Here is a 325-nt window from a genome sequence, read left to right as displayed (position 1 = left end):
GGGTCATGGGCGCCCCCGTCCTGCACCACGAGTGGGCCCTCTGGCTCGTGCGGATCGTGCTCCTCGCCGCCGTCGTGGCCCACGCCGTCTCCGCGTACCAGCTCAGCCGCCGGGACGTGAAGGCCCGCCCCACCGCGTACGTCCACCGCCGCAAGCGCTCCTCGTACGCCACCCGCACCATGCGCTGGGGCGGGATCATCCTCGCCCTCTTCATCGTCTGGCACATCCTCGACCTGACCACCGGCACCGTGCACCCCGGCGGCTTCGAGGAAGGCAAGCCGTACCAGAACGTGATCGACACCTTCTCCACCTGGTACGGCAACGC

1 pseudogene is annotated in these 325 nt (G+C 70.2%); it reads left to right on the top strand.

Features of this window, described 5'->3' with window-relative positions:
* Positions 1-325 (top strand): annotated as a pseudogene (locus ACLWS4_RS38210) (succinate dehydrogenase); the annotation flags it as partial.

The organism is Kitasatospora sp. SC0581 (genome assembly GCF_048159585.1).
In the GTDB taxonomy this organism is placed as follows: Bacteria; Actinomycetota; Actinomycetes; order Streptomycetales; family Streptomycetaceae; genus Kitasatospora.
This window is presented reverse-complemented; position numbering and strand designations above follow the sequence as displayed.